Source organism: Legionella wadsworthii DSM 21896 = ATCC 33877 (genome assembly GCF_000701265.1).
Classification (GTDB): Bacteria; Pseudomonadota; Gammaproteobacteria; order Legionellales; family Legionellaceae; genus Legionella; species Legionella wadsworthii.
Genome location: NZ_JNIA01000025.1, coordinates 14,572 through 40,381 on the forward strand (window position 1 = coordinate 14,572; position 25,810 = coordinate 40,381).

Below are 25,810 nucleotides of genomic sequence, written 5' to 3' on the forward strand. Positions count from 1 at the left end.
ATTTGATCAAATCTTTAATGAGCGATAACACGTTAATTGAGCATTTTGACCCAGTTGTAGATGGCTTTCCGTACCCAAAGGAATTGGAAAATTGATGTAACCATGGCCTATTCCCTTAATTCTTAGTACTGGAACCTGAATGCTGTCTGCAAATCGCTGTAGCACAGGATCTATTAGAGAAGTCCCATTGGGTTCAGTACCTTCTAAAAAATCACCTAAAAGGATTGCTGCTGCGTGGGCCAAAAGATTCGCTTGACTTAAATGCTCCAGCATGCGATCCACGCGGTATCCTCGCTCACCAATTTCCTCGAGTAAAATAATTTTATTTCGACTTTCTATTTGCCAACATGTGCCAATTCCCGCCTGTATCAATGCTAAGTTACCGCCTGTAATTGCAGATTTTATTAAGCCTTCTGCTTTAGCTGACTTATTCAGAGGAATTAAATCTGTATATTGAACGGGTTTGTTATCAAATAAAAGCGCCTTTACAGCTGAAATGGACTCATGAGAAAATTTATCAGGTGCAGCAGCACCATGAATTGTAGGCCATCCCCAGTGCTTCTGAAAATAGAGATGCAAACAAGTAATATCACTAAGACCGATAAAAATTTTATTCTCTTTGGGTCGATGCATGTTCATCAATCTTGGAATGAGGCGTGTCGCGCCATATCCACCACGTACACAAATGACTGCTTTTGATTGTGGATTAAGCAAGGCATTTTTTAGATGCTGAAAACGCATCTCATCCGTGTTCGCACAGAGTAAATCCTTACTAAAAATATCTTCTTGAACAATACAATTTAATCCCCAGGATTCCAATAAATCCTTCAATCCATATAATTGACTGTCTGTACTTCGAGATGAGGGCGCAATGATTTCTATAAAATCTCCAGCACATAATAAAGGTAATTTATTCATTCTTTATTCTCTTTTTAGGATATAAAAGCATCTTATTGGTGAGTAAGCCAAACCCTTCCCTATTTAAATTAATAAGGTTTTGCTCAATTTTCCAGGTTCTTCACATGCGAGACGAGGTAATAAATAACCCGGTAATATTTTTTGTAATTGTCCATAAATGGTTTTGATTCGGTTTAAAGACAAATCAAAATGAGCCGCGCCTTTTACTTTATCCAAGCAATGTAAATAATAAGGTAACACGCCATAGGCAAATAACTGCTGACTTAAATTGGCTAATATTTGCGGATCGTCATTGATGCCGGCCAATAATACTGACTGATTCAATAAATGACATCCTGTCTGCTTTAAATTATTTACAGCTTCTTGTACTGATTCATCCAGCTCTTGGGCATGGTTACAATGCAATACGACTACTTTATTCAAGCGTGTGTTTTTTAAAATTCCAAGAATGCCATCATCTATTCGCTCAGGAAAAACCACAGGAATTCGGGTATGGATACGCAACGTGTGAAGGTGCGGAATTTCTTCCAATTGGTTTATTAAATCAGCAAACACCACATTGGATGCCATCAAAGGATCTCCACCACTTAAAATCACCTCAGTGATTTGCTGATCTTTCCTGAGATAGTTGCAAATTGTTTTAAATCCATTACGCCCAGAATTATTGTCGTGGTAAGGGAAGTGCCTGCGGAAACAAAAACGACAGTTTACCGCACAGACTCCTGTTAAAGTTACTAAAACTCGGCCATGGTATTTATGAATCAACCCTGGAACGGGATTGTTACTTCGTTCATCCAAAGGATCCTGGCTATATTCTTCTCTTTCATCTAATTCCAGGCCCGTAGCCAACACTTGAAGTAAAAGAGGATCATTAGGGTTTCTTTTTTGCATCCGCTTGGCAAAACCTAAAGGGATACGGCTTGGAAATTGCTTTTCTGCATTTCCATTCCCTACTGACAAGGGTAACTCCAGAAAGTTCAATAATTCCCTAACAGAAGTAAAACCTTGCGCCAAATTTTTTTGCCAACTTAAAGACGTATCTCGCATTAATTACACAGACTTGATAAACTGTACGAACTTTAACTAAAACCCAGAAAAATCTCAACTGTGGAGCACTAATGGCAATTTATAGTACTAATGAATTTAAAAATGGTTTGAAGGTAATGGTTGATGACGCCCCCTGTACTATTCTTGATTGTGAATTTGTTAAACCAGGAAAAGGACAAGCATTTACCCGAATTAAAATTCGTAATTTAAAAACAGGCCGTGTGGTAGAGCGAACATTCAAATCCAATGAATCTTTACCCTCAGCGGATGTTGTTGATATGGAAATGCAGTATCTTTATAACGACGGGGAACAATGGCATTTTATGGTTCAAGATAATTTTGAACAATATGCAATTAGCCAAGAAGTTCTTGCTGATGCAGCACAATGGTTAAAAGAACAAGACATATGCATCGTGACCCTGTGGAATAATGAACCCATTCAAGTCACCCCCCCGAATTTTGTCATTTTAGCGATTACTGAAACTGACCCAGGATTAAAAGGGGATACCTCTGGAGGCGGCGGCAAACCTGCGACTTTAGAAACAGGGGCTGTTGTTCGTGTTCCATTATTTGTACAAACTGGGGAATTAATTAAAGTAGATACACGTAAAGGAGAGTATGTAGCTCGCGCTAAAGAATAAGAGAAATCTATGGAATAGAAAAAACAGGTGGATAATCATTCCATTGTCGGTACAAATGATTAGATCCTCATGGATTTACCACGAGGATCTTACGCAAAAAGGGCTTAGGATTCCAAGCGCTTCGATTAATAAACTTGATAAGTATTATACATACCCCAATAACCTACATCTCCTAAATCATTATAACCATAATAATACGCATCAGAATCATTATAATAATCTATATCCCAATAGGGGCTGGTATGGTAGCTGGCAGTATAAACATAATCTGGACTACTGTATGCAGGAGTATAATAGTAAGTCTTGGTGACGGCTGGGGCAGCAGCATAAGTGGTCGTATAGGCAGTGGTACTGGGAGTATAATATACTCGTTCCGTAGCACAGCCAGTGACTAAAAGTATGGTGCCCAAACCCATTAAACCCAATGTTAATCTGTTCATAATAATATCCCTATTTCTTGACATGAATAAGTGCTGAAAGATTAGTAGCGGTGCCAATGACGCCAATGATGCCATCGATTCCAATGGTTCCGGTGGTGCCAACGATGCCAACGGTTATAATGGTTATGATGCCAACGATGCCAATAAGCATAATTGGTTGTTTTTGAAATATTTTTATTCACTGCTGAAGAATCGGTTCTAACAGTAGGATTCTCAACACCTGGGGGTGGCGCCGAAAACGCTGGTAACCCAGTCAGTAAAAATGGGATACTTAAAACCACAGAAATAATTAGTTTCTTCATAATAGCCTCCTGGCTCTTATTGCAATCTAATCACTGTAGGTTAAGTATACTACATGCTCAATTTTTAATCAAAATGATTAATTTTAATTTTGGAAGGGGTACAGGCAATGACTTCCCGTACCTGAGCCCGTTTCTATTTTTCACGGCGGAGGTCTATGGAGAGCTTTAGGCTTCCTGGTCAAGCAGGCTTGCACACCACTCTTCAACTCAACCCCCTTAACTGAAGTCAATTAAATGGTTCAGTCAGGAAGAGTCATCACCTAATTTTAAGAATAGACCAGAAGAAGCTTCATCATTTCATTTTGCGCAAACTTTACTTTTTATTTTCCCTAAACAGATGATTCGCTGAAGCTTGTACCGTAGGCATTATTGTCATTTCTTCAATATCCATATGCTGAGGACGAGTAATACAAAACACAATTGCATCTGCAACATCTTCTGCAGATAAAGGTTGGAAATCTTTATAAAATTCCTTTGCTTTTTGTTGGTCATTCCATCGTACTTCACTAAACTCTGTTTCTACTGCCCCTGGGGCAATTTCAGTGACACGTATCGGGCTACCAAGCATATCCAATCGCATGGATTTAGAAAGTGCATGTACAGCATGTTTTGTTGCACAATAAACGTTTCCATTGGGATAACATTCATGCCCCGCCACAGAACTGATGTTAACTACGTGGCCTCTACCCCGCTCCAACATACCCGGTAATACGGCACGACTGACATAAAGCAAACCTTTGATATTTGTGTCAATCATGATATCCCAGTGCGCTTCAATCCCTTTTTGTAATGGTAAAGTATCTAAGGCCAATCCTGCATTATTTATCAAAATATCTATCGGCTGCCAACCTGGGGGTAAAGAATCTAATTGTTTTTTAACTTGCTCCTGGTTACATACATCTAAAGGCAAAATAAAATGCTTTGTCCCATAATTTTGGTTCAATTCTTTTGCCAAATCTTCCAGACGCCCTATTCTGCGAGCACTTAAAATCAGCTGCGCGCCATGCGCTGCACACAACCGAGCACAAGCTTGACCTATACCGCTTGAAGCCCCTGTAACTAATATAATTTTATCTTTTAAATCATACATGTCAGTCCCGTTTTCTTATCACAAATTGAATGTTTATTACTTTAATCAAAAAAATACAATAAGAAATTTGAATAGGTTTCTTAATCTGCAAAATAGATGGTAAGAGACTTATATTGTTATTTTTTTTGTAGTAATTGCATGACTTCCTCGTCAGATGTCTGTAAAAAATTATTGTACCATAAACCAACTGCATAAAAATTAGCCGGACGCATCGGGCAAATGAGCTCATCAACTAAGGGGGCAATTTCATCGCAAGTTGAACGCGCAGCTACTGGAACTGCAACAACTAACTTTGCTGGAGTTTTTTGTTTTAAAGCGGCGATCGCAGCCCGCATGGTATATCCTGTAGCAATCCCATCATCCACAAGGATTACTGTTTTTCCTGACAATTTAGGAAAAGCTCTTTTACCGCGGTATACTTCTTCACGCCGGGATAACTCCTCTTGCTCCGATTTCTTAATTTTGGCGATCGCTGATTTTTGAATATTTAAGGTATTCACTATATCTTCATTAAGGACAGTAATTCCTCCTGAAGCAATAGCACCCATTGCTAATTCTTCATGTCCAGGAACTCCCAGCTTGCGCACAATGAAAATATCTAGCGGGAAAGACAATCTATTTGCAATTTCATACGCTACAGGAACTCCTCCACGGGGAAGTGCCAATACAATCACATCAGCTTGCTTCGCGTATTTCTTTAAAGAGTCTGCTAGTACACGGCCTGCTTGATAGCGATCAACGTAGTTCATCCCAAATTCTCCAAAAAGGATGGTTCAAATAAGTTTAGTCTATCCTTTTTAATGCCTCAAAGTTTAACCAATTCAATGAGCAACACACCCAGGCACTCAACATGACAAAAAGATTTTTTACGCAAGTAACCCAATTTTTTGTATCAAAGTGTCTTTGACAGCCTGTGCTATATTTTAAAAAGCTGTTCTCACGGAGGAAATAGCAATGAATGTGACTGAAAAAATAATCAAAGCACATCTACTTGAAGGTAACATGGAGCCTGGCAAAGAAATTGCCTTAAAAATAGATCAAACATTATGTCAGGATGCCACCGGAACCCTTGTGATGTTAGAACTGGAAGCAATCGGTCTGGAACGTACCCAAGCTGAAATTTCTGTTCAGTATGTCGATCACAACCTGATTCAAGCAGATAATAAAAATCCTGAGGATCATTTGTTTTTGGCAAGTGCTGCACGACGCTTTGGTTTTTATTTCAGTAGACCTGGAAACGGTATAAGCCATGCAGTTCATATGCAATATTTTGGTAAACCCGGGAAAACATTAACCGGCTCCGATAGTCATACCTGCGCGGCAGGATCTTTAGGAATGATTGCCATTGGATCTGGTGGATTGGAAGTAGCAATGGCTATTGCGGGTTATCCTTTGTATATCAAAATGCCGAAAGTCATGGGAATTCATTTATCAGGTTCTTTACCAGAATGGGTTAGTGCCAAAGACGTTATTCTGGAAATGCTTCGCCGATACGATGTCAAAGGCGGTGTAGGCTATGTCTTAGAATATTATGGGGAAGGATTAAAACATTTGAGCGCCATGGACCGGCATGTAATTGCGAATATGGGCGCAGAATTAGGAGCAACTACCACTGTTTTTCCTTCGGATGACATAACTAAAAATTTTTTAAAAAGCGAAGGCAGAGAACAAGACTGGTTAGAATTAAAAGCGGATAAAAAAGCCTCTTTTGATGAACATGTCGAAATTAACTTATCTCAATTGGTACCTTTAATTGCAAAGCCGACAAGCCCTGGCAACGTCGTTCCTGTCTCAGAAATTGCCGGTGAAAAAATATATCAAGCATATATCGGATCTTCAGCGAACCCAGGTTATCGGGATTTTGCAATTGCAGCTGAAATTGTCAAAGGCCAAACTGTCCATGCCGATGTTTCATTCGATGTGAACCCCACTTCTCGAACTATCTTGGAAGAATTAGTCCAGGAAGGATATTTAGGCAACCTCATTCATGCAGGAGCGCGAATACATCAAGCCGGCTGCAATGGATGTATCGGCATGGGACAAGCACCTGCCACAGAAAAAAACAGTTTACGCACCGTACCTAGAAATTTTCCTGGCCGCTCCGGGACCAAAGAAGATAAAGTCTTTCTTTGTAGTCCAGAAACTGCTGCAGCTTCAGCAGTGACGGGAGTAATAACGGATCCAACCACCTTGGAAATCCCCTATCCTCAAATAAAAATACCCAAAAAACGAATTATTAACCGTGCATGCCTGGAGGAGCCCCTGCCTTTAAAGGAAGCGAAAAAAATTAAACTGGCCAAAGGTGCCAATATTGTTACTTTGCCAGAATTTGAACCAATGCCCAACTCTTTGGAAATTCCCATTTTGCTCAAAGTAGAAGACAATATTTCAACAGACGAAATTTCACCAGCGGGTGCCAAGGTTCTTCCATACCGAAGTAATATTCCTAAAATCAGTGAATTTACTTTTAGCCTTGTCGACCAAGGGTATGCAACGCGTGCTAAAAGTCAAAAGGAAGGACATGTGATAGTCGGAGGAGAAAATTATGGACAGGGATCGAGTCGGGAACATGCTGCATTAGCCCCTCGTTTTTTAGGATTACGGGTTGTCATTGCAAAAAGCTTTGCTCGCATCCACTGGCAAAATCTGATTAATTTTGGCATTTTGCCTTTAGTATTTAAAGATCCTAATGATTATGATCTAATCAGCATGGGCGATATGGTGATCATTAAAAGCCTACCCACAATTTTAGACAATGAATCCTTCAAAATTAAGATAAATGACAAAGACATAGAAGTAGTACAATCTTTATCCAAGAGACAAATAGAATTACTGATTGAAGGCGGGCTGATTAATTGGGTTAAAAAAGACATAAAAAGGAAAGTAAAAATCGAATAGCTCCCATCGATGAAACCGCAAGGATGAGCAGCTCAGTTAAAGATGAAGAAGGATTTCATCACCTTCTTTTCATCTATTTTTGTTAGGGGTTCTCATCACGCGCCCAAATTTGGATAAAAAATAAGCTATACTTCAAATAAATTCAACTGGGTAAAAGAGATGAATACAGTTTATCTTCTAATTCTTTTTATCTTAAAGATTTTAAAATTTGCCGTTTGGTTTTTAATCTTTACGGTTATTTTTGGAGCGCTTTCTCCTTATATAAGCCACTTATCCTCCTATCCTTTCTTACATCCATTTCTTGATTTGGCCAAAGGCATTCATACCGGTGTCAAATATTTTATACCGACTAAAATTGCAGGCTGGGATCTGTGGGCATTGATTTCCGTTATTATTTTATTGTTTATCTCAGCTACCCTTTCCAATTTTATTTTTTCACTGCAAAAAGCGAAAATGAGAGCCAGCTTGAGAGAGTTCGAAAGTAAACCAATGACCGCACAACAGCAAACTTTAGTCAGAAAAATGGAGGAAACTATAGAAGACTCAGGTAAAAATAAAGAAAAAACCAGACAAGAATTACTAAAAGAGTTTGCGCAATTGAAAAAAGAACTTGAAAAAACCGGTAGAGATCTCTCATTTTTAGCAATTGACGTCGTGGATTCAACGAACATGAAACTCGGGGAAGAACCAGTCATCGTAGAACATGATTTCAACCAATACCACGATTTCATTACCAACAAATTTAAAGAAAATGGGTATATCAAAGCAGCTTGGACTCCTGATGGGGTAATGGCTTGTTTTAACACTACCCAGCAGGCCATCGCAGCTGCAAAAGATATTATTTTAAGCCTCCCAGATTTTAATAAATCCATTAAAATGATGAAAAGGGATTTTCATATTCGTTGCGGAATCAATAGCGGATTCGTTTACTATGATTTATCCACTCCTCTAGAAGAATTTAGCGATAGAGTCATTGATATTGCAGGACACATGCAAAAACATGCTGATGTAGATACTGTGCAGATAGCGAAGCACATTGTAAAACCAATTGAATCCTATCAAATATTTGAATCCACTAAAAACATAGTAGATGGATTTGAAGTATGCGAGTGGCGCTCCCAAAACAAAGAAACATAAGAATACTGTTGCCTGCATTCCTATGTGACTTTTTCTGGTTTTATTTTTATTTAAAATTTAGTTTAGGCCCTAAAGGTACAATTTGGGTTGGATTAATCTTTTTATGACTAAAATAATAATGTTGCTTAATATGTAAAAAGTTCACTGTCTCTTGCACTCCAGGATAAGAATACAATTTTTCTAAATAAGGCTGGAGTGATTTATAATCGCTTATTCGCTGCTGGTTGGTTTTGAAATGACTGTAATACACTGCATCAAATCGAATCAAACTGGTAAACAAACGCCAGTCTGTTTCAGTTATTTGTTCTCCCATTAAGTAATTTTGGTGACGCAAACGCTCATCCAGCTCGTCCAGCAAGAGAAATAATTGAATGTAAGCTTCTTCATAAGCTTCCTGTGTGGTCGCAAAACCACAACGATATACTCCATTATTAATCGCATGATAAATACGATCATTTAATGCATCAATTTCAGTACGGAGCGTTTCTGGATAAAAATCCTGTTCATCCCCTGTCAAATGGTTAAACGCTTGATTCATTTGACGGATAATTTCTGCTGATTCATTATTCACAATCGTTTTTTCTTTTTTATCCCATAAAACCGGTACTGTGACTCTGCCATTGTATTGATTATCTGCCTTTGTATACAGTTCATATAAATAATCTAATCCATAAAGTAAATCACCTGTGGCACCCATACCCTTTTTAAATTCCCATCCATTTTCTAGCATGTGAGGGTGTACGATAGAAATATCGATGTAATCTTCTAATTTTTTTATTTTTCTGAAAATCAAGGTACGATGCGCCCAAGGACAGGCAAGAGATACATACAAATGATAACGCCCCTTCTCTGCAGGAAAACGAGCATTTGGTTCACTACTTATTGCTGTATGAAACTGGGTCGGTTCTCGTTTGAAAGCGCCACCAGATTTTGAAGTATCATACCAAACATCATGCCATTGGCCATCCACTAAAAGTCCCATGCTTTTCCTTTTCATTTGAAACTGAGAATAAAAAATAATAGCATACAGTTTTTGGAATCTTTCTAATTTTTTAAAGGACTAATGAATAAAATTATTTGTATTGGGGGCATCACCGTAGATCGGAAAATAACCCCTTCATATTCCTTACACTTGGCTACTTCCAATCCGGTTTCCTCAACCTATACTTTCGGCGGTGTTGCCCATAATGTGGCTAAAAATCTTTCTTTACTAACAAGTAATGTGCACCTATATAGTGTAGTGGGTCCTGATAATTATGGATTTAAAGTTAAGGCTGATTTAAAAAAGTTCGGTATTCATACCCAGAATATTTTTACCTTACCGAACAAATCCACTGCCCAATATGATGTGATTCTCAATCAGAATGGGGAATTGTTTCTTGCCCTGGCCGATATGGAAATTTTTGATCATGTGCCTGCCGATCAGTTTACCCAATCTTGGCATGAGTGGAATCAAAATGAGCTTGTTTTCCTGGATACCAATTTACCCCAAGTCATCATCGAGCAAGCGTTACAAAAAGCACGTACGGAAAATATGAAGCTTTGTATTGATCCCGTATCGGTTGCCAAAGCGAGGAAACTCCCTCCCTGTCTTGAGTCTATTTTTTTAATAAAGCCAGATCGTTTAGAGGCAGAAGCTTTAGCCCAAATTCCTATACGTTCCTTAGCAGATTGCATGAAAGCGGGCCAATTATTATTAGATAAAGGAGTTAAAAATTGCGTGATCAGTTTGGGAAAACACGGCTATGTACTCATTAATGAAAGAATAAAAAAACATGTTCCTGCTTTTGATGTTGATCCCATACTGGACGTGAGTGGCGCTGGGGATGCTTTTATTGCAGGAATTCTTTTTGAATTGCAAAAGGGTTCATCCATTGAAAATGCATGCCAAACAGGGGCAGCTATGGCAGCTTTAACATTACAATCGACTCATACTGTACACGATAAAATAAATCTCGAAGCCATTAAAAATATTATATCCAAATCTGAATTAAGAGAACCGAACCATGAATCCATTTTTTGATTATTCACCCGAAGTAAAAGACGCACTGGATCATAAAAAACCTATTTTGGCCTTGGAATCCACCCTTATTTCTCATGGAATGCCTTATCCCCATAATTATGAAACAGCTAAGGCTGTGGAAGATATTATTCGGGAATATGAGGTAATACCGGCTACCATTGCTGTCATCAATGGAAGAATAAAAATTGGTTTAACCGCCGATGAATTAAGACAATTTGCCTGTAATAAAGATGTATTGAAAGCCAGCCGACGTGATTTACCATTCATTGTCACCAACAAATACTCAGCTGGAACTACGGTTGCTGCAACCTTGTTTTGTGCTGCAAAAGCAGGAATTCAATTATTTGCCACAGGCGGCATTGGTGGTGTCCATCGTGGTGAAGCACAAGATATTTCTGCTGATTTAATTGAAATCGCAAGGACTCCTGTTGCTGTGATTTGTGCAGGTGCTAAAGCAATCCTGGATCTGCCCCGTACTTTAGAGTTTTTAGAAACTTTAAGCATACCGGTGATAGGATATCGCACTCAGGTATTGCCTGCATTTTATACTGATGTGACAAACTATTCTTTATCCAATTGGGTCGAAGATGTACCTTCCCTTGCGTCACTGTTAAATGCTCATTGGCAATTGGATACATCTTCTGGCATTCTCATCACAAATCCTATTCCAACAGAATTCAATATTCCCATGGAAGTGATTGAACCAGCCATAACGAATGCCCTGCAAAAGGCAGAACAAAATCACATATCAGGGAAAGCATTAACCCCATTCCTATTGTCAGAAATTTCTCATCTCACGCAAGGCAAAAGTTTACATGCTAACATCGCATTAATTAAAAATAATGCGCGTCTAGGTGCTGAGCTTGCGCGTGTTGTTGGTTCATTTAGCGAAAAGTAATTGATCCTGGTTGCAAGCAACCAGGGTGTACTTCCAGGACATACTGGCTAAAATACTAAAAAATTTATTTCATCGTTGCCTTTACTGAAGGATCTGAGGGAATTTCTACTTCTTTTTCGGAATGAGTTGATTCTTGTAGCCAATATTTTAAACGTTGAATTCCATGGGCAATTGCTCGGTATACATCAGGAAGAACAGTGATAATTGCATCAAGAAAATCAGTGGCGCCGCCTTTATTAAAACCGTAAATGCAACGACTAAATTCAGCACCTTTTTTACTTAAAGCAATTTTGTTGTCTTCTTTAGAAAAGAAACGTCCTGGCTCAAAACCTAAATTGTACTTATTTTCATAGTCAATTAATTCATTGGCAAAGACATCTTCAACATCATTGGCAATCAAATGTCTTACTTGAGCTTCAGTAAGTACTGGATAAAGCTGGGCCATCATTTCCCGTATGGCCTCATTTTTAGTTAAATCTCGTGCCCTCTCTTTGCGAATTTCACGTTTTTCACCAAGACTCCAGTTACATACAGCCACCAAAAGTGTTAATGATTCATGGTAGTCTGTATAAGCAGTGGCTCGTTTATTGATAAAATAAGCTGCAGCTGCCCAACCTATCCATCCGATAAAACCTATAACAGGTAAAAAAGACAAAGCTGTTGCTGTGACACCAAAGGCGATACATCCCAGGATTTTTGTATCAATACTTTTAAGTTGCGTGGATTTTTCTTTAAAGAGCTGGACGCTTTGATTTAAAAAACGGATATGATGTGTATTACTGATTTGAAAATTTTGGCCTCTTTTAACCTCAATGGCGAGTTGATTGTCGTCTGCTTGTGCCTCTTTCTTGAGAGTAAAAAAGATTTGAGAGTCTAATTGAAGTCGATTTAAATCACTGCTGATACCCAATTGAGGAATTGATGTAGCGGATAAATTTTTTTTTATACCAAAACTCTCCAGTACCGATGCCATTCTTGTTCACTCCTAATCCAAAAAAGGCATTCTAAATTTAATTTTTAACAATAACAATAAATAAAGAAATAAAAGAAGGTGCTTAAAGGGTTCTCTTTGGAACCAATTATGGGTTTAATTAGGTATGGCGATTCTAATTTTTTTTAGAAATTAATTCTCGAATATCCAAGGCGATTTCACGGATGGTTTGAGCCTTGTTGATTTCGTTACGCATATCAAGATCAAATTCATCTTCTAAATCAAAATATAAATTGACCAAATCCAAAGAACGGGGGACTACCTGATCTATAGATTGATCTAAATCAATTTCTTCTGGGGAAATATCTTGTGTCCTTGCAATGAGATGCACAACTCGATGCTCTATGGTTTGCTCCATTTAAAATCCTTTTCTTCCTTAGGGTATATCTCCTTTATATCTCTTTATCGAGTATAAAGCCAGCGCTCATTCAATACCAGTAACTATTTATCCTAATAAAAATAAAGCGGTTATTTCTTTAAAATCCAAAACGTTTGAAACACTGGGCGCCCAGGGATTTCATTGCATTACATGGAATAATTGTTTTCGTGGCCGCCTCATCATTAGCTATTTGAATGACAAAAGCTTTTCCATTAGAACAAAATACATTCCAATAAGCAGCATCCTGGCGATCCACGCCTTGATAGAATGATTCTATCGGACTACAGGGCTCACCAGCTGCATTAATGATGCCGCTTAAAATGAGCATCTTTTGTTCTGTTGTCCTGCTCAATAAAATATCATTGGCAATATTCGCATAATTACAGGAAGTAAATACCCATAGGACTAGTGTCATCATAGACTTATTCATCATGCATCCTTTTATTGACATACCTCGTGCAGCAAATTTTGGTCTATATGATGTTTATTGTAGAGTATAGAATGGATTTCTCCATTCTCACTGGTTGAATGATGAATCCAATAATAGTTTAGCGCTCGTCACAAACTGTATAATATCCATGGCGGAATGGATTACTGCGCGATCTAAATTTATAATCTCGACAGCGTTGTCCATGGTCATCCGAATAGCGTCTGTCCAGCCGAAATGAAAAATCTCCAAAGTTCATATCTTGTTGCCATTCCCGTTCTTGACGCGCTCGATCTTCCTTATCCAGATCTTTGAAAAATTTACTCAGTTTACTGGCATGCACCACCGAGAATAGACAGGAGATAAGAAGAAGAAGAAAGACTATTTTTTTCATAGTTAGGTACCATTAAACACAATAAGCTCGTTATTAAACCATAAAATGTCACATTTACCAAAAAAATGAGTGAAATTATTGCGAAAATGTATACTATGAGATTCATTTATTTTAAATAAATTAGGATTACAAATGCTAGGACAGCCTTATAAAATCACCATGCCATGTGTTTTGCTTTGCATCATCTTGTATCTTTTGTTACTTCCATTTATTCAATATCCTCTGACAACAATTATTAAACCTATTCCTATCGCTTTGTTGATGCGATTCACATGGCAAATAGATTTCGATAAACGGATACATATCCTTTTGCTTGTGGCATTAGGTTTTTCCCTGATTGGTGACATTTTGTTAACGCTTCCAACAAAGATATCATTGCATCTGGGAATTTTAGCTTTCATGTTAACCCATTGTTTTTACATTGTTATTTTCTTAAGAAAAATAGTCTTTAAAATTCAAAATTTATATTCCTTTTTACCTGTTTTAATCTTCGTGAGCATCAGTCTTTTTTGTTTATGGCCCTATTTAGGAGATATGAGAATACCAGTAATAGTTTATTTGCTCCTACTTACATCCATGGTATTTTGTGCTTTCCAGGTCAAACAATATTCCATGGTGGTTCGTTTTGGTGCTTGCCTTTTCTTGCTCTCTGATTTTATTTTAGCATTATCTTTATTTGTACTGCCGAACAACAAGTTGATGGCCATTGTTATTATGCTGCTCTATTACTTGGCACAAATCTTTTTAGTCTTGGGCATCACCGAAACAAAAGACAAATTATTTCATGAGTTACAAAAATTATGTCGCAATGTCACCCCGGTTTCCCTTTAAGATGATTATGTAGTGAGAGAAAACAATTTTATAAGATGTAGCAGCCATGCTACTGAAGCGACAATGAGTATGTTGGCAGCCAAACCGAGCCGTTTTTTTCGGAGGACAAAAATAAAAAAAAGCCGCAACAGTTCGGAAAGGATAAACAAAAGAATAAAGGTGGCGCAGATGGCGAAAGTAGCCCAATAGATACAGGGCGCATTGAAATAAAAAGACACGAACACCATGGACAGGCCCCTGCCTTTTTCATAACATAAGTTAAAAAAATAATGCCAGTCAAAAATAATTAATAAAAAGAGCGCATAAAGTCGAAGATAATTGATCGTATAAAACATAGATTAAACTCCGATTTAATTAAAATTTGACTGGTTTTTTATCCCTGCCAGTTAGCCCACTTTTTTATAAGAGTCATGTCCTATAAATCGTGCCCCAGGACCTTCGCGAGTAATATTATCTGCTTGTTTATTGAGGATGGAAATGGTGTCAATCGCTTGCTGATCTTTATCAAAATGACCACTGACACTCAGCACTGATTCACACATGGGATATACCACACTGAAGGAGATCGCATTGCCTACCATATATCCTATAATCGGTCTTTTTTGATTGATTGCTTGTGGACAGGTTTTGGATGCAACTGCAGTAGTAAAAAAGCCTTCTATTTTATTATCGGATTGAATATTGAGTTCTAAAATTGAGCCTCTCTCATTTTTAAAACTTATCGTTTTTTGGACAGCAAAAACGGATTGAGTCATCAAAGAAGATGCTGCGATGGTAACACAAAACAACGATTTAAAATTCATTTGATACTCCTTTGTTTTATAAATAAAGCAGATTTTAAATTGCGTTGTTGTGTAGCATGTTACTGCCCTAAGGTCAATGATTTATCCTAAGGCTGCCAAGTTAAATCCTGAGCCATTCAATTCATTTCCTTTTTTGACACACTGGGTGCTTGGGCTTAATATACCCATTTACTGCTAATCATTAAAAGCGGATGTTTCTCAAGTAATTAGCTCAGGATGGGTTGGAAATGCATAGATTACTGATTGTTGGAATAGCTCTGTTACTGCTCACCGCCTGCGGAAAAGAAAATAAATATTTTAGTGGATATATTGATACGGATTTGGTTTATTTGTCTGCGGATTATAGTGGACGCCTGACCGATTTAGCAGTTCTAAGAGGACAGTTAGTTACAAAAAAACAATTTTTATTCAAGCTCGAGCAAACCAGTGAACAGTACGATGTTGCGATAAGTAATCTAAATCAAAAAGATTTGTTGGCCCAAAGAGAACAAATTCTGACACAACTCCGCTATAACGAAATTAATTACCGACGTATTTCAGGAATGCAGAAACAAAATGCGGCAAGTCAAAATGATCTTGATGCAGCTCGAAGAGATTTGAATATTTCGAAAGAACAGCTTAATGCAATCGATGTCAAAATTAAAAACAATGAAGTAACAACCAATGACAAAAAATGGCAAATGACTCGCAAGGAAAATTTTGCACCACAATCTGGGATAGTATTTGATACATATTATACAAAAGGTGAATTTGTCCAGGCAGGAGCCCCAGTGCTTTCCCTAGTTACCCGCGATAATATTAAAGCGGTATTTTTTGTTCCTGAAATAAAACTATCCCAATTGCGCCTCAACCAACAAGTTAAAATAAAGACTGCGGCAAATGAAGATTTTACGCAGGGTCATATTAATTATATTTCTAATATTGCGGAATATACACCTCCTATTATTTATTCTCGTGAGGAGCGCCAGCGGCTAGTATTTAGGATTGAAGTAAAAATTGACGCGCCTGATGTCGAAAAAATACATCTTGGGCAACCTGTTACTTTGGAATTAGCTTGATGCGTGATCTAGCCATTGATGTTACAGATTTAACCAAAAAATTTGATGAAAAAGTTGCTGTAGATCATATCAGCCTGCAAGTTGAAAAGGGATCCATTTTTGGCTTTCTTGGCTCTAACGGAAGTGGTAAAACCACCACCATCCGAATGATTTGCGGTCTATTAACACCGACGGACGGGAAAGGAAACTGTCTTGGATATGATATACGTACCCAAAGCGATGAAATAAAAAAACATATTGGTTATATGCCTCAGAAATTTAGTTTTTATACGGGTCTGACAGTATATGAGAACTTGCGTTTTACGGCAGATATTTTTCAAGTCAATAATCCGGAAAGCGCGATAGAAGACATGATTGATGATCTGGGGTTGGAAGATTATAGGAAAATCCAAGCAGGTAATTTATCCGGTGGATGGAAGCAACGTTTGGCTTTGGCCTGCAGTTTACTTCATAAACCTCAGCTACTATTTCTGGATGAACCCACCGCTGGAGTGGATCCTAAAGCCCGCAAAGAATTTTGGGATTACTTACACAGAATTTCTTCCCGTGATGGCACGACAATTCTAGTCACCACCCATTATATGGATGAGGCTGAAAAGTGCACCGATCTCGCCTATATCAATCTAGGGAAATTGTTATATATAGGAACTACAAATGATTTAATCCCTGAATCCAAGGTCATAACCTATATAGTACAAGTTGATAGAAAAGAACAAATTTCTGTTATTGAAAAAATACAACATGCTTACCCAAAGATTTTGGCCTCAATTGTAAACAATGAATTGCGCGTTTCATCACGGGATCATGAGCTATTACATCGAATGGTTCAAGAAAATCCTAATCTTTCTTTCAAAGAAAAGACACCCTCTTTTGAAGAAGTTTTTATTGGGTTAATGCGATGAAAACCCATAAAAAACAAAGAATATCCTTAGCGCGTCTTAGCGGATTAATCCATAAAGAATTTATTCTGATTGGCAGGGACCGTGGCACAATTGCCATGTTGGTTATCTTACCTATCATGTTATTAGTTCTTTTTGGGTTTGCTATTGAATTTGACCCCAAACATTTGCCTACGACCATAATTAGTTATGATAATTCCCCATTAACTCGAAATTATATCAGCTCACTTGAAGCCTCTGGATATTTTAAAGTGATCCATGAGGATTATTCAGAAAATCAAAAAAACGAAGATTTTGCCAATGGTAAAATAAGCTTTGCGTTTACGATTCCACCTGATTTTACTCGTAAATACATTCGTAAAGAAAACCCTCAGTTATTGGTGGAAATCGATGGGTCTGATCCAGGAAGTAGTGCCAGTGCGCTGAGCAATGCCCTGCCCATCCTCAATCAAAGTTTAAATTCTTTCAATAAGCAAGGCTTAGGATCCCCTTCGACTGCCGCAAAGAGCCGAGGAATTAATTTGACGATCCATCGATTGTATAATGAATCGAACATCAGCTCTTATAATATTGTTCCTGGACTAATTGGCGTATTACTGACTTTAACTTTAGTGATGCTCACCTCAACGGCCATTACTTCAGAAAAAGAATCGGGTACTATGGAAATGCTACTTAGCACGCCATTGAAGCCCCTCGAGATCATTCTTGGAAAAGTAATCCCTTACATTGTCTTAGGTTATGTACAGCTCACAAGTATTTTGATTTTTGGAAAAGTTCTTATTCATATTCCTACTGAAGGGAGTATTTTGTTGCTTTATATAGCCGCAGCACCCTTTCTTATTGCTAATTTGATGGTGGGGATGATTTTTTCCACCCTCGCGCGCAAGCCGATGCAGGCCATGCAACTGAGCGTCTTCTACCAATTACCGTCCATGTTTTTGTCAGGTTATATATTCTCTTTTTATGGAATGCCTTCGTGGGCCCAATTAATTGGATATTGTCTGCCAATGACTTATTTTACTCGAATTGCTCGTGGAATATTACTCAAAGGAAATACACTAAGCCAAATTGTTCCCAATATTTTACCTATTTTATTAATTGCTTTTATTCTGATTATTTTGACTGGAAAAATATTTAAAACAAAACTCGACTAATTTATATTTATTTTAAATGGGCACCCATGATGAAATTAAAAATTATTTTGCTAAATCTATTTGCCCTATGTATTGGGGGATGTTGCAAAAATTGTATTATTCATGAAAAGGTGAGTTATCCCCAGCAAACACGTAGTGGGGTTAAGTACATTAATAGCCTGGATGACTTAAGCCGACTCGCATGGTGGAAAAGGCTCCAAGATCCAGAACTCAATGCCCTTGTTTCCCAAGCTCTTGCCTGCAATAATACCATCCGCAGTGCCTATGCCACCATTGATCAAGCTCAAGCGCAATTGAAAGCTGCCCAATATGCCTGGATACCCACTCTTGATGCCTCTGCGAATGGTTTTGCAGGAAGGACCTGGAATACCCACATCACACCGCAAGGACAATTAGCGAATACTACTTTTTTTTCAAATGTTTCTTCTTTGAGGTTCAGAGGATACAATGCGGGGTTTGTTCCGAGCTACACCGTTAATATTTTAAATAACATTTCTAATGTGAAATCAGCCAAAGCATCCTTAGTTATAGAAAAAGCCCAAGCCCAGTCCGTAAAATTAAGTATTATCGGACAAATGACAGGAGCATATTTCATGCTCTTAAGCCAACGAGAACAATTATTGGTTCAAAAAAATCTGATCGCGGATTTGAAAAAACTTCGTCATCTTGAATTCATCCGCTTTAAAAAAGGAGCAAGCAATATAGAAACCACCAACAACTTGGATCAACAAATAGCCCAGGAAGAAGCCACGGTTCCTCTAATTGAAAATGTCATTGCACAAAGTGAGAACACCATACATCTTTTATTGAACCAAAATCCTGGAGGCATCGCAACTCATCGTTCCTTACTTTCCTTAAATCTAAATCGTATGATACCGAGAGTTTTACCCTCATCTGTTTTAAAAAATCGACCCGATATCATGATTGCTTTAAATAACTTGAAGGTAGCTCAGGCTCAGATAGGGGTGGCTTATTCTGCGTTTTTCCCCTCAATTTCATTGAGTGGGTTGCTTGGTGGGGCTTCCGTCGATTTAACCAACCTCCTTAAATTAAGTACGAACCTTTGGATAGCTCAAGCAGCTGCTTCTACTAAAATTTTAAATGCCAGCGCCTATCAAAAGATTAAAGCAGCTAAGGCTGGATTCAAAGCAACTTATTATAATTATCTTGAAGCCCTTCATGCAGCATTCGCAGATGTGGATAACGCCCTGACGAGTGAACAGAAAAACTATCTATCCTATTTACAATTTCAAAGGGGATATGCAGCAGCACGCAACGCCTATTCTATTGCCTTCAATCAATATAAATCAGGAGCAAAAGATTACCGTAATGCAATGAATGCCAAGGTTAATCTTGATCAAAGTAAATTAAATTTAATTCAAGCAAAGGCCCAATTATTGGACAGTATGATTCAAGTGTATCATGCCGTTGCGGGTGGCTATGATGCGGCTTAAAAATTAGTTTCATCAAAAATCGATAATTTTATGCCGTTCCTACCTATGCTGGTACCTCTAGATTCGTGCACTTTTCATTGCCAGAAGCGCTTGTGCCCCAAAGGTAGGTCCACCCCCCTTAGGAGGTTATTCTTCTTCATTGAGTGCTTTTTCTACCACTTTGACCAACCGTCCTGCTTCAGGGGACGTCGTTGAATAAAAATAATCAATGAGTTCTCCTTTACGGTTTATCAGGTATTTATGAAAATTCCATTTTGGTGCGGTACCAAATCCTAATTGTTGTTTTGCCCAGAGATAAAAGGGATGTGCATTTTTTCCAGAAACAACTTCTTTAGCAGCCATTGGAAAAGTAACCCCATAATTAACCTGGCAAAAATGAGCAATTTCCTGTTCATTCCCAGGCTCTTGACCACCGAAATCATTTGAAGGAACACCCAGTATCACCAAACCGCGATCTTTATATTGTTCGTATAATTTTTCCAAGTGGGCATATTGGGGGGTAAAGCCACATTTTGATGCGGTATTGACTATCATTAACACCTTCCCCTTAAAGGAAGACAGGGGCAAAGACTCATGCCCTTTTAAAGTATGAAAGGAAAAATCATATGCACTGTCATGATGCATCGGCTCTGCTGGTAAGTTAGTGGCCATAATAAACCATCCTAGTAATATGAGTGAAAAAAAACGCACGGCTGTCTCTATAAAACGAAAACTGCTCCATAGTACACCATGACCTCGTCAATAAGATAGAAACTGACAACAATAATAAAATAAATTAGTTTTGGGTTAATTGATATCTAATTTTTTCTTGTACTTCAAGCATATGTCCTTCATTTTCATAACGTGTGCGAGGCCAAAAAAATCCTTTAAGTCCATCCTGCTTATTCCTGGGAACAATATGGATGTGGAGGTGAGGAATACTTTGGCTAATCGTATTATTCATCGCAATAAAGCTTCCGGATGCATTCATTGCTTTTTCCACGGCCTTTCCTATCTTTTGCGTCAGAAAAAAAAGAGGAGGAATAAGGGAGTGAGGCACATCATATAATGTTTTAAAATGTATTTTTGGCGCTAATAAAGTATGACCCGGAAAAAGAGGCCGAGTATCCAAGAATGCGATAAATTGCTCGTCTTCAAAAACAATAGATGACTTTTCTGACTTTGCTACGATTGAATCTATAATACAATCTATTGCCATTTCATGCTCCCATTTTATAGACAATCTCAGCTATAGGATTTTAATTCAATTTCCAGGATTGAAGTGGAGATTATCTTTAAACCTTTAAATTCTTTTAAAGCTTTTTTTCTGTCTAGATTATAGCGTGCTGAATCCAAATTACCCAGGTAAACATCCATCACTAAACATTCCAGTATCTCTTTTACATGGATAGGAGCATTTCCTATAATCAATTTATTACCGTTTATAAGTTACCAGGGGGTACAATAATCATGATAAAAAATTCTCTACTTGCAGGCATGATGATTTCGCTCTTTTGCTGCAATTCTTTTGCAAATAAATTCAGCTTGGAAAGCTCAGCTTTTAAAATGAACGCATTGATACCCGATCAATATACTTGTAAAGGAGCAGATCAATCTCCTCCTTTAGAATGGAACAATATTCCACCAAATACCCAATCACTGGCGTTGGTTGTTGATGATCCTGATGCGACGGAAGGTGTCTGGACCCACTGGATTTTATTTAATATACCCCCTACGGTAAAGGAGTTGGGGGCTGGAAGTCCCGTGCCTCAGGGTGCTGCAAATGCACAAAACAGTTGGGGTGGTTTGGGATACCGCGGGCCTTGTCCTCCTTTGGGACTCGCTCATAGTTACCATTTTAAATTATATGCCCTTGATACGGTACTCACGTTTGGTGAAGGTACCACACGAGATTTATTGTTGAATGGGATGACGGGGCATGTTATTGGTGAAGCTGAATTAATTGGGCTTTATCAAATTTTAAATAAACAGCCTCCTGCTCAATAGTGATGATATAAAGTAACCTGGGTACAGCAAAATGGATTCCGGGTTGCTTTTCTGATTGATTCATTGAATTGGTGTGTTGTTCCAAATTTCAATACAAATCATAGTGTCAATTGGCCTATAATTGCCCATTTTTGACAAATTTCAAATCTGAATGGATAATTAAATATCAATACCCCCTGTTTTACTCGGACAAACAATGCGAGCTGAATTCTTCTATATCATAGAAAACGTTAAATCTATTCCCCTTTATTTAATGTCTCCGAAACAAATGGAAGAACAAAGATCGGGATTTACGCCAATAGAATGCAATTATCTGAGTCAAAGCCATTTTAATGGAGCATTGGGTGACTGTTGTTTGTTTTATAATGTGGAAGGTTTTTTAGAAAAAGCTTTTATAGGTAGAGGAGACGAACAAGATTCATTAGCTATAGCTCATGCAGCACTCTTGTTGCCTCCTCATATTTACCAACTTCAAAACTGCGGTGCCCAAGAAGCGCTATCCTTTTGGGCTTTAGCACAATACCAATTTGAAAAATATAGAAAAAGCTCTGAAATCCCTCGCATTCTGGTTATTGACCCGCTAATTTATTCCGATTTGATTCATACTGTTCAAACATTATTCTTTGTTCGGGATCTCATTAACCAACCTGCTGGCGACATGGGCCCCCAGGAAATGACTCATATCGTTCAGTCCTTAGCTGATGAATATCAAGGTAAATTTGAGCAATGGGTTGGAGAAGAACTTTTGGATGCTAATTTTCCTGCCATCTATGCCGTGGGTTGCGCTGCAAAATCAAAACCGCGTTTACTTTCTTTGACTTGGGGCGAGAAAAAAAATCCTCTGCTTTCTCTTGTGGGTAAAGGAGTTTGTTTTGATACGGGTGGTCTGAATATTAAATCCGCTTTTAGCATGCGCATCATGAAAAAGGACATGGCTGGTGCAGCCCATGCAATAGGGCTCGCGCAATGGATTATGAGTCGAAACTTACCTGTTCGATTACATTTATTAATTCCCGCTGTAGAAAACGCTATAGGACCCGATGCTTTTAGACCTGGGGATGTTCTAAGGATGCGCAATGGTTTAAGCATAGAAATTGATAACACGGACGCAGAAGGACGATTGATCTTAGCAGATGCTTTAGTAAAAGCATGTGAAGAAGACCCTGATTTGCTGATTGATTTTGCCACTTTAACCTCCGCAGCCCGAGTTTCGGTAGGGGCGGAAATATCGGCATTTTTTGCCAATAATGAATTGTTGGCAGAGGGAATCATCGATGCATCTTATCAAACCGATGATCCCGTGTGGCGTTTGCCCTTATTCTCCCCATATGAAAAATATTTACGATCAGGTATTGCGGATATGACAAATTGCAGTGATTACCCTTATGGCGGAGCAATTATCGCAGCATTATTTCTCCAGCGATTTATTTGCAATACAACACCTTGGGTTCATTTTGACATTATGGCTTGGAATGAACAAAGTAAACCTGGAAAACCTGAAGGCGGTGAAGCAATGGCTTTACGTACAGTCATGGAATATTTGTTACGCGTCTATGGATAACTAGAGGCTGTTCTTGCCTCCTTTCATTTGTAAACGGGTTCCAGCCAATGTCAATTCGGCCAACGGTTTATAATTTTGACCGCCCTTTTCTGGCTTACTTTGTAAGAGATAAATGTTACTAATTGTAATTGGGGGTATAGCAACCAAATTGATTTCATCCAAGATGATACCAGGTGTTCCTCGTCGCATCAAACGTCCAATGGTCAAATGTCCTCGAAAGGGACGCGCTTCGATGGGAATATTTAAAGTGGTCAGAGCTTCTCCAATTAGCTCGGACATATTTTTTAATTCGGACTGAGGTTGGACAAAACATGACAGTATTTTGGGATGCCGAAAGTTCGGAAACCATTCCAAATGACAAAACTGCAACTGGAACGCAGGTAACTTCTCTATCGCAATTTTTGTTTGAGCTTCCACAGAAAGCAACTGCTCTTCTGGCAAAGCGCCGATAAATTGCAAGGTAATATGCATTTTTTCTTCCGGGATCCAACGAATGTATTCAGATAATGCTGTTTTTTTTAACGTCGCAACCCAATTGGAAAGTTGATCCTGTGTTTTTTCTGGAAAGAGTATGGCGAAAAATACGCGTAGATGATGCATTTTTTCCCTCTTGGAATGAACCCATACGCACGTCTCATAAAGAAACATTCCTGCTTCTATGATCTATTCATGCAGCTATATACTATAATAGTATAAAAATTAGCCAAATTTGTGGATTACCAAGAACACAAAAAGCCAAGGATGGTGGAGGATTAAAATGATCCTTAAAAATGAACAGGAAAAAATGGAATTTTTAGCAGAATGTTTTTTTCATATCAATTATATTTTCAAAAAGTTCATTCAGAACAAAACATCATTGAATCTTGCACTGGATCAAAAATACAATCGTGTGGTGCACAGAAATATCCTGGATGAAAAAAAGCTTCCAAGCCTAATCCAATTAAAGGGAGATCTACCAATACAAAATATGGAAGCAGGTAAACTTATGGTACTGACTTCTCTTTATAATCATCTTGCCAGTTGTATTGAAAAGGGACAGGAGCTTGATTTGGAAATTGAATTCAATCATGTAAAACAAAAGTTACATTACACTTTGTTGAAGAAAGGTCTTCCGAGCGCCGATATTTTAATGAAAAAGTATCGATATTCCTTTTTAAAAGGTGAAATTCTCGAGTACCTTCTCAGTTTCGTATGGACTCCTCCTTCATCAGAATTTCTTAGTAAATATGAATTTTTTACTCAGGACGCTCATTCTGAGGATGAATTTAATTTCCGATATGAACTTGCTGAACACTGCCAATTTGACGTGAATCTGATTTCTAAAATAGAACCTATAGGTAAAGGTTTGGGCTATGTCATTCGTGCAAAATCATCGAAAGAAGCGACTATCATGATGAATGCCATTAGAAAACAGCTAAGCAGGGAAAAACTAGAAGATTCCATTCGGTATATCGATGACTTTGAAATTCACGCAGATGAAGGATCATCCACAATTGAAATATGGGGACAGGCCATGGATCTGTTTGCCAATTTAAAAGATAAAACCATACGGAAATTTTAAATTGTAGTGTATTAAATGGATTTGTGTACATAAAAAAAACTTATTTATTGCTAAAATAAGTTTATATAACAACAATACTGGCTAAGCCTATTATGAAACTTATTAGAATCAGTACCGAGAAATTCCAATTAAAAATAAAACAACGACTGGTTCGATTTTTCGGATTGTTGTTAATAGCAGGGTGTACTATTGGTTTTTTGCTTCTTACGATGCAATATGAAATTCATTGCGAAGTAAAAAAATCCAACCTGGCTAACCATTGTATTTTAAAACGAACTATTTTTGATTTTTATCAGAGAACGACCAATATAGGTCAGTTAAAAGAAGCTCGAGTGGAAAGTAGTCATAGCAGCAAAGGCAAAGACCTATTTGCAGTATATCTCTATACAGATTCTAATCCGATTAATTTATCAGTGGGCAGTTCAAGCGGCCGCGAGGATAAAGAAAACTCAGCCCAGGCCATCAATAATTACATCAAAACGAGCATGGAGAAAGAATTTTCCATCCCCTACCCTCCAAATAAATTATTTCTATTTTTAGATGCTATTTTCTTTGTTGTCGGTTTGTTATTGCTCTCTATAAAAGATGCAAATATCATTTTTGATAAATCCATGGAAAAAGTCACTGTAAAGCAAAAAAACATTTGGGGCCAAACTGATGAGATGAGTTATCCCTTAAATGATGTGGATCAAATTATTGTCGAAGAAAACAAAGATACTAAAGGTTCCAGTGTTTACAGACTGGCGATTAATCTCAAGGACAATGGGTGCATACCGCTCATCTCTACTTATGATTCAGCCTACCTCAATAAGAAAAAAATTGCGGATGAATTAAACCAATTTATTCATAGCGCATGAACACGGTTCAATAAGATGAAATATAGATAATTACGAAACAAGATGATAGGATTTAAATTTT

General features: G+C 38.0%; 29 protein-coding genes. 14 read left to right on the forward strand and 15 right to left on the reverse strand.

Annotated elements, in window-relative coordinates; genetic code table 11:
• Positions 1-6 precede the first annotated feature (6 nt).
• Together BU07_RS0104625 and epmB are read right to left on the reverse strand one after the other, a co-directional pair.
• Positions 7-918: a S66 peptidase family protein gene (locus BU07_RS0104625; protein WP_031563931.1), complete on the reverse strand. Its 912-nt coding sequence runs from the start codon at positions 916-918 to the stop codon at positions 7-9.
• Between the two features lie 63 nt (positions 919-981).
• Positions 982-1,965 (reverse strand): EF-P beta-lysylation protein EpmB, encoded by a 984-nt coding sequence (gene epmB, locus BU07_RS0104630; protein WP_031563932.1) that lies wholly within the window; start codon positions 1,963-1,965, stop codon positions 982-984.
• A 71-nt stretch (positions 1,966-2,036) separates the two neighbouring features.
• On the opposite strand from epmB, the gene efp reads away from it, so the two are divergent.
• A complete protein-coding gene (gene efp, locus BU07_RS0104635; protein WP_031563933.1) occupies positions 2,037-2,606 on the forward strand; it encodes an elongation factor P in 570 nt (189 codons plus the stop codon).
• 125 nt (positions 2,607-2,731) lie between these two features.
• Here efp and BU07_RS0104640 read toward each other — a convergent pair whose 3' ends face one another.
• The 4 genes from BU07_RS0104640 to BU07_RS0104655 form a co-directional block, all read right to left on the reverse strand.
• Complete coding sequence (locus BU07_RS0104640; RefSeq protein WP_031563934.1) at positions 2,732-3,046, reverse strand: hypothetical protein; 315 nt, start codon at positions 3,044-3,046, stop codon at positions 2,732-2,734.
• A 41-nt stretch (positions 3,047-3,087) separates the two neighbouring features.
• Positions 3,088-3,348, reverse strand: a complete 261-nt coding sequence (locus BU07_RS0104645; RefSeq protein ID WP_031563935.1) for a hypothetical protein — start codon at positions 3,346-3,348, stop codon at positions 3,088-3,090.
• A 313-nt stretch (positions 3,349-3,661) separates the two neighbouring features.
• Entirely contained in the window at positions 3,662-4,438 is a 777-nt protein-coding gene (locus BU07_RS0104650) for an SDR family NAD(P)-dependent oxidoreductase (RefSeq protein ID WP_031563936.1), read from the reverse strand.
• Between the two features lie 116 nt (positions 4,439-4,554).
• A complete protein-coding gene (locus BU07_RS0104655; protein ID WP_031563937.1) occupies positions 4,555-5,187 on the reverse strand; it encodes a phosphoribosyltransferase in 633 nt (210 codons plus the stop codon).
• Positions 5,188-5,392: 205 nt separating this feature from the next.
• On the opposite strand from BU07_RS0104655, the gene BU07_RS0104660 reads away from it, so the two are divergent.
• Together BU07_RS0104660 and BU07_RS0104665 are read left to right on the forward strand one after the other, a co-directional pair.
• Complete coding sequence (locus tag BU07_RS0104660) at positions 5,393-7,336, forward strand: aconitate hydratase (protein WP_031563938.1); 1,944 nt, start codon at positions 5,393-5,395, stop codon at positions 7,334-7,336.
• A gap of 159 nt (positions 7,337-7,495) precedes the next feature.
• Positions 7,496-8,473, forward strand: coding sequence for an adenylate/guanylate cyclase domain-containing protein (locus BU07_RS0104665; protein WP_031563939.1), 978 nt, complete (start codon positions 7,496-7,498; stop codon positions 8,471-8,473).
• 46 nt (positions 8,474-8,519) lie between these two features.
• Here the strand turns inward: BU07_RS0104665 and BU07_RS0104670 are convergent, their stop codons facing one another.
• Positions 8,520-9,455, reverse strand: a complete 936-nt coding sequence (locus BU07_RS0104670) for a glutathione S-transferase family protein (RefSeq protein ID WP_031563940.1) — start codon at positions 9,453-9,455, stop codon at positions 8,520-8,522.
• Positions 9,456-9,536: 81 nt separating this feature from the next.
• On the opposite strand from BU07_RS0104670, the gene BU07_RS0104675 reads away from it, so the two are divergent.
• The gene (locus tag BU07_RS0104675; RefSeq protein ID WP_031563941.1) at positions 9,537-10,496 is read left to right on the forward strand and encodes a carbohydrate kinase family protein; all 960 of its coding nucleotides are present in this window, start codon (positions 9,537-9,539) and stop codon (positions 10,494-10,496) included.
• Positions 10,480-11,394, forward strand: a complete 915-nt coding sequence (locus BU07_RS0104680) for a pseudouridine-5'-phosphate glycosidase (RefSeq protein ID WP_031563942.1) — start codon at positions 10,480-10,482, stop codon at positions 11,392-11,394. The genes BU07_RS0104675 and BU07_RS0104680 overlap by 17 nt, the downstream gene beginning before the upstream one ends.
• Positions 11,395-11,458: 64 nt before the next feature.
• Here BU07_RS0104680 and BU07_RS0104685 read toward each other — a convergent pair whose 3' ends face one another.
• From BU07_RS0104685 to BU07_RS0104700, 4 genes are all read right to left on the reverse strand, one after another.
• The gene (locus tag BU07_RS0104685; protein ID WP_031563943.1) at positions 11,459-12,367 is read right to left on the reverse strand and encodes a hypothetical protein; all 909 of its coding nucleotides are present in this window, start codon (positions 12,365-12,367) and stop codon (positions 11,459-11,461) included.
• A gap of 133 nt (positions 12,368-12,500) precedes the next feature.
• Positions 12,501-12,743 (reverse strand): phosphopantetheine-binding protein, encoded by a 243-nt coding sequence (locus BU07_RS0104690; protein WP_031563944.1) that lies wholly within the window; start codon positions 12,741-12,743, stop codon positions 12,501-12,503.
• A 118-nt stretch (positions 12,744-12,861) separates the two neighbouring features.
• Positions 12,862-13,182, reverse strand: a complete 321-nt coding sequence (locus BU07_RS0104695) for a hypothetical protein (protein WP_242601908.1) — start codon at positions 13,180-13,182, stop codon at positions 12,862-12,864.
• Between the two features lie 130 nt (positions 13,183-13,312).
• A complete protein-coding gene (locus BU07_RS0104700; RefSeq protein WP_031563946.1) occupies positions 13,313-13,585 on the reverse strand; it encodes a hypothetical protein in 273 nt (90 codons plus the stop codon).
• Between the two features lie 132 nt (positions 13,586-13,717).
• On the opposite strand from BU07_RS0104700, the gene BU07_RS0104705 reads away from it, so the two are divergent.
• The gene (locus BU07_RS0104705) at positions 13,718-14,416 is read left to right on the forward strand and encodes a lysoplasmalogenase (protein ID WP_031563947.1); all 699 of its coding nucleotides are present in this window, start codon (positions 13,718-13,720) and stop codon (positions 14,414-14,416) included.
• A gap of 386 nt (positions 14,417-14,802) precedes the next feature.
• On the opposite strand, the gene BU07_RS17180 is transcribed toward BU07_RS0104705, so the two are convergent.
• Positions 14,803-15,219, reverse strand: a complete 417-nt coding sequence (locus BU07_RS17180; RefSeq protein ID WP_172459795.1) for an avidin/streptavidin family protein — start codon at positions 15,217-15,219, stop codon at positions 14,803-14,805.
• Positions 15,220-15,446: 227 nt separating this feature from the next.
• Between BU07_RS17180 and BU07_RS0104720 the strand changes: the two genes are divergently transcribed.
• From BU07_RS0104720 to BU07_RS0104735, 4 genes are read left to right on the forward strand one after another with little or no spacing between them, the layout of a single operon-like run.
• Positions 15,447-16,277 carry an HlyD family secretion protein gene (locus BU07_RS0104720; protein WP_031563950.1) on the forward strand — a complete coding sequence of 277 codons (831 nt, stop codon included), beginning with the start codon at positions 15,447-15,449 and terminating at the stop codon, positions 16,275-16,277.
• Positions 16,277-17,179, forward strand: a complete 903-nt coding sequence (locus BU07_RS0104725; protein ID WP_031563951.1) for an ABC transporter ATP-binding protein — start codon at positions 16,277-16,279, stop codon at positions 17,177-17,179. Before BU07_RS0104720 ends, BU07_RS0104725 begins: the two co-directional genes overlap by 1 nt.
• Positions 17,176-18,330, forward strand: a complete 1,155-nt coding sequence (locus BU07_RS0104730) for an ABC transporter permease (RefSeq protein WP_031563952.1) — start codon at positions 17,176-17,178, stop codon at positions 18,328-18,330. The genes BU07_RS0104725 and BU07_RS0104730 overlap by 4 nt, the downstream gene beginning before the upstream one ends.
• A gap of 26 nt (positions 18,331-18,356) precedes the next feature.
• Positions 18,357-19,784, forward strand: a complete 1,428-nt coding sequence (locus BU07_RS0104735; protein WP_031563953.1) for a TolC family protein — start codon at positions 18,357-18,359, stop codon at positions 19,782-19,784.
• A gap of 126 nt (positions 19,785-19,910) precedes the next feature.
• Here BU07_RS0104735 and BU07_RS0104740 read toward each other — a convergent pair whose 3' ends face one another.
• Both BU07_RS0104740 and BU07_RS0104745 read right to left on the reverse strand, forming a co-directional pair.
• Complete coding sequence (locus BU07_RS0104740; RefSeq protein WP_031563954.1) at positions 19,911-20,435, reverse strand: glutathione peroxidase; 525 nt, start codon at positions 20,433-20,435, stop codon at positions 19,911-19,913.
• A gap of 124 nt (positions 20,436-20,559) precedes the next feature.
• Positions 20,560-20,982, reverse strand: a complete 423-nt coding sequence (locus BU07_RS0104745) for an HIT family protein (protein WP_031563955.1) — start codon at positions 20,980-20,982, stop codon at positions 20,560-20,562.
• A 251-nt stretch (positions 20,983-21,233) separates the two neighbouring features.
• Between BU07_RS0104745 and BU07_RS0104755 the strand changes: the two genes are divergently transcribed.
• Entirely contained in the window at positions 21,234-21,770 is a 537-nt protein-coding gene (locus BU07_RS0104755) for a YbhB/YbcL family Raf kinase inhibitor-like protein (RefSeq protein ID WP_031563956.1), read from the forward strand.
• A gap of 196 nt (positions 21,771-21,966) precedes the next feature.
• Complete coding sequence (locus BU07_RS0104760; RefSeq protein ID WP_031563957.1) at positions 21,967-23,331, forward strand: leucyl aminopeptidase family protein; 1,365 nt, start codon at positions 21,967-21,969, stop codon at positions 23,329-23,331.
• Here the strand turns inward: BU07_RS0104760 and thpR are convergent, their stop codons facing one another.
• Positions 23,332-23,931, reverse strand: a complete 600-nt coding sequence (gene thpR, locus BU07_RS0104765; RefSeq protein WP_051635467.1) for an RNA 2',3'-cyclic phosphodiesterase — start codon at positions 23,929-23,931, stop codon at positions 23,332-23,334. It abuts the gene before it with no gap.
• A gap of 157 nt (positions 23,932-24,088) precedes the next feature.
• On the opposite strand from thpR, the gene BU07_RS0104770 reads away from it, so the two are divergent.
• Positions 24,089-24,892, forward strand: a complete 804-nt coding sequence (locus tag BU07_RS0104770; protein WP_031563959.1) for a hypothetical protein — start codon at positions 24,089-24,091, stop codon at positions 24,890-24,892.
• 92 nt (positions 24,893-24,984) lie between these two features.
• Positions 24,985-25,749, forward strand: coding sequence for a hypothetical protein (locus BU07_RS0104775; RefSeq protein ID WP_031563960.1), 765 nt, complete (start codon positions 24,985-24,987; stop codon positions 25,747-25,749).
• Positions 25,750-25,810: the final 61 nt, after the last annotated feature.